This window comes from Variovorax sp. P4_D9, from assembly GCF_056401695.1.
This window is the reverse complement of sequence record NZ_JBFUIU010000838.1, coordinates 1-3,767: the sequence shown is the minus strand read 5'-3', so window position 1 is coordinate 3,767 and position 3,767 is coordinate 1. Positions and strand designations below refer to the sequence as shown.

At 65.7% G+C, this 3,767-nt stretch carries 4 protein-coding genes and 1 pseudogene; 1 reads left to right on the top strand and 4 read right to left on the bottom strand.

The genetic code is table 11. From position 1 onward, the window contains the following. Positions 1–620, bottom strand: a 620-nt coding sequence (locus tag AC1DY5_RS46440) for an enolase-like domain-containing protein (RefSeq protein ID WP_478121134.1), incomplete at its 3' end; no start/stop codon positions are given. A gap of 2 nt (positions 621–622) precedes the next feature. On the opposite strand from AC1DY5_RS46440, the gene AC1DY5_RS46435 reads away from it, so the two are divergent. Next, positions 623–1,477 (top strand): FadR/GntR family transcriptional regulator, encoded by an 855-nt coding sequence (locus AC1DY5_RS46435; protein ID WP_478121133.1) that lies wholly within the window; start codon positions 623–625, stop codon positions 1,475–1,477. A gap of 132 nt (positions 1,478–1,609) precedes the next feature. Here AC1DY5_RS46435 and AC1DY5_RS46430 read toward each other — a convergent pair whose 3' ends face one another. The 3 genes and pseudogenes from AC1DY5_RS46430 to AC1DY5_RS46420 all read right to left on the bottom strand — a co-directional run. Then, positions 1,610–2,413 (bottom strand): SDR family NAD(P)-dependent oxidoreductase, encoded by an 804-nt coding sequence (locus AC1DY5_RS46430; protein ID WP_478121132.1) that lies wholly within the window; start codon positions 2,411–2,413, stop codon positions 1,610–1,612. Between the two features lie 34 nt (positions 2,414–2,447). After that, positions 2,448–3,329 carry an alpha/beta hydrolase gene (locus AC1DY5_RS46425; RefSeq protein WP_478121131.1) on the bottom strand — a complete coding sequence of 294 codons (882 nt, stop codon included), beginning with the start codon at positions 3,327–3,329 and terminating at the stop codon, positions 2,448–2,450. Between the two features lie 11 nt (positions 3,330–3,340). Continuing rightward, positions 3,341–3,767, bottom strand: a pseudogene (locus AC1DY5_RS46420) (FAD-containing monooxygenase EthA); the annotation flags it as partial.

Genomic DNA, 3,767 nt, shown 5'->3' with positions numbered 1-3,767 from the left:
GCCTCGCGGATCCGGCGGAACGGTTCCAGGCCCTTTTCCAGGTCGGGCAGGCTGATCAGGTGGCCACCGCTGGCGGGTGCATAGATGTCGAAGGGCCAGATCTTCATGGCCTTGTAGCCTTCGTCCAGCAGGCTGCCGGCGAGGGCGCCGGCATCGCGCATGAAGGCAACCTGGTCGTCGTAAGGCCCTTGGGACTGGTCGTCCGCGCCGATGTCGCGACGCTTGCCGGTGGTGTTGAAGGCGTAGCCCGCACAGGTGTTGTAGACCGGCACGCTCAGGCGCGCAGCGCCGCCCAGCGCCTCGTGGACGGGCACGCCCTGGCGCTGGCCAGCGAGGTCCCACAACGCGATGTCGACGGCACTGGCCGAGCGCACTTCGACACCCGAGCTGTTGTAGCCGACGTAAGGCGTGAGCAGGTGGCGTGAGATGCCTTCGATGTGCCGCGCGTCACGCCCCAGCAGCCACGGGGCGAGTTCGTCATGCAGGCAGGTCTCCACCGAAGCTGCCCCGCGAAAGGTCTCCCCCAACCCGACGAGGCCATCGTGCGTTTCCAGCTCGAGCCAGATCAGGCTGGGCCGCTCCGGCAGACGGTAAGTGCGAAGACAGCGGATGGTTGACATGATTGACAGCTTTTTATATCTTCAGAGAGAAACTTGGAAATTCATCGAGTGAATTTGGCCTGGAGTGGATTGTCCGCACCCAAGAGCTCACGCTTCTCGCCGATTACCCTGTAAAGAGCTGTTATATGCAAGCACCCGTTACAGACGCCACAGACCTGGCCGCGCACGCACACAGGGCGGACCGGTTGTTGGGCGACAAGGTCTACGAGGACCTGATGCAACTGCTCGGCACGCCGGGCTTCGAGCCGCGCGCACGCCTGCCCGGTGAAACGGCCCTATCACAACGCCTTGGCGTGTCGCGCCCGGTGCTGCGCCAGGCGCTGGCGCGCCTTCGCGAAGAGGGGCGCATCTACGCGCGCAAGGGCTCGGGCACTTTCGTCACGGATGCGCTGCCTCAGGCCAAGCCCATCTCGCTCAGCACGTTGGAGAACATCGCCGACATCCGCGCCTTTCTGGAATTCCGGTGCTTCATGGAAGGCGAAGCCGCCGCCCGCGCGGCGCTGGCGCGCACCACCGATCAGATGCACCACATCCGCCTGTGCCGCGAGCGCTTCGAGCAGGCCCTTGCAAATGGAAGCGATGCCGTGGAAGAAGACATCGCCTTCCACGACGCGGTGGCCCAAGCCTGCGACAACCGCTTCTTCGGCATGACGATGACTGCCCTGGCGCCGCAGACCCGCTTCAGTATCGGACTCTCACGCAGCCTCGCGGGGCGGCCGCAAGGCCAGCGACGGGCCGGCGTGTGTCAGGAGCACGCGGCCGTGGAACAAGCCATCGAGCGGCAGGACGCCGCCGCCGCGCGGCAGGCCATGGAGGCGCACCTGCGCGGGGGCATTGCGCGGCTGTTCGGCCACTGATTCCCGATGGGCCTCCTCCCCTGGCAGCAGCAGCAGCGAGAAGTAGCGCACTGAAACGCGCTTCGGTGAGCCGGTCCTGGGCGATGGCGCTGCCGATGCAGGCGGTTTCATTTTCCAGTCCAGGTTGCTGTGTCAGGCGATCAGCTTGACCACGCTGTGGTAGCTGTTCGGCATGAGCCGCGACAGCCAGAACAGCGGCGCGGATTGGTTGCCGGTGACCACGCGCTTCTTGCCGCGCCGCACGCCGTTGAGGATCGCGGCGGCGCAGTCCTCGGGCGGCGTCGTGAGCAACTTGTCGCCGAGCGCCGAAAAGCGGGCCTCTTGTTCCCCGGAAAGCTTGCAGCGCCGGCCAGCGCGCTCGATGTTGGTCTTGATCCCGCCCGGGTGCACGCTGAGCGCACGAACGCCGGTCCCTTCGAGCTCGCGCCACAGGCACTCGGTGAGACCGCGCACGCCGAACTTGGAGATGTTGTAGGCGCTCTGCGCGGGAAAGCCGACCAGGCCGAACACGCTCGAGATATTGATGATGCAACCTTCGCGTTGCGCCAGCATCATCGGCAGGAACGCCTTGCTGCCGTAGATGACGCCCCACAGGTTGATGCCGAGCTGCCACTCGATCTCGTCGATGTCCATGTGCTCGAAGGTGCCGACCATGGTGACGCCGGCGTTGTTGAAGACGAAGTGCGCAGTGCCGAAATCGCGACGCACATCATCGGCATGGTCGAAGACTGCTTCCCGCGAGGCCACGTCAAGAGCGTAGCCGCGAGACTGGGTGCCGGGCGGCAACTGCCGCATCGTCTGAGAAAGTCCGGCAGCGTCGATGTCCGACAGCGCCAAGCGTGCGCCAGCCGCGCCGAGTTGCAGCGCCAATGCGCGGCCGATGCCGGAGCCTGCGCCGGTGACGACGGCGACCTTGTCCTTGAACGAGTAGTTCACGAGAAAATCCTTTGATGGCTTGGGAGGCCGTGCTTTAGACGGCCACGTGCTTGTGCAGGAAGGCGRGTTGCGCCTGGACGTTCTTGTCGAGGTAGTCGCCGTAGTACGGTTGGAAGTGATCGGAAGCATGCAGCGTGAACTCGGCGTTCGGCATGCGGTTCGCAGCCTTGCGCGCGACGGCGGCCGAAACGATGGTGTCGTTCGACCCGGCGATCACGAGCGTGGGAACCCGAACCTTGCTTGCGAGCCGGATCGGGTTGTAGTGGGGGATCTTCAGCAGCACGCGCGCCAGCACCTTGTTCTCCCACGGCACGTTGGCGATCGCCTTCAGCTCCTCCATGCCGCCCAAGGCCTCGGCGCCGGTCAGTGCGGCGTGTTCGCCGGGCCGACCCACGACGGGCAGGTAGTGCGGCTTGCCGACCAGGTCGCCGATGACGTCCTTCAACCCCGCACAGGTCAGCCGCAGGATTACCATCGGGCTGAGCGCAGTGATCGCGGCCCAACCGCTCATCAGCGGATGGCCTGCAATGACTGCTGCAACGCGATGCCCGCGCGCGGCCATGCAGACCACGTGGCCGCCGGACAGCGAAGTGCCCCACAGCACCACGCGCTGGGCATCGACGGTCTCGAGCGCCCTGACATGACGGATGGCGGCGTCCCAGTCCTTCAGGTGCCGGCTGGGATCCACCCAGTGGCGCGGCTGCCCCTCGCTGTCACCGAAATTGCGGTAGTCGAATAGGAAGACGGCGTAGCCAGCCTCCACGAAACGTTCGGCGTGTGGAAGCAGCATTGCGCGGAGGCCGGCAAAACCATGCGCCATCACGATGACGGGCGGACGCTCGCCATGGCTGGGCATCAGCAGCGTGCCTGCGCAGCGCAGGCCCTGACTCGCGAACGATGACTCGATGGATTTCATGTGCGCCTGCTTCAGGCTGCTGCAGGGCGCAGCGTGCCGCTCGGCGATCCGCCGCGAAACTCGAGTGCCAAATCCTCCACAGGGTCCTTCATCAGCATCACGTGGTCTTTCTCCGGGTTGTGCAGCACCCGCCACGGCAGCGCGCGCCCCTGCCGCGGCACCATCGCCTCGCCGCGCCGCGCGTAGCCCGACTGGAGCGATGCCACGATGGTTTCGCCCAGCATCTCCCCCTCGGGTGCGCGCGCCGTCACGACGTCGGCCCCGTTGCGGTCCATGTGGTTGAGTAGGCGGCAGAAGTAGCTCGACGCCATGTCCACCTTGAGCGTCCAGGGTGCGTTGATGTAGCCGAAGAGCCATGCCATGTTCGGTATATCCTGCAGCATCACGCCCTTGTAGGTCATCAATTCGTTCACGGCGCGCTTGCGGCCGTCCACGCGC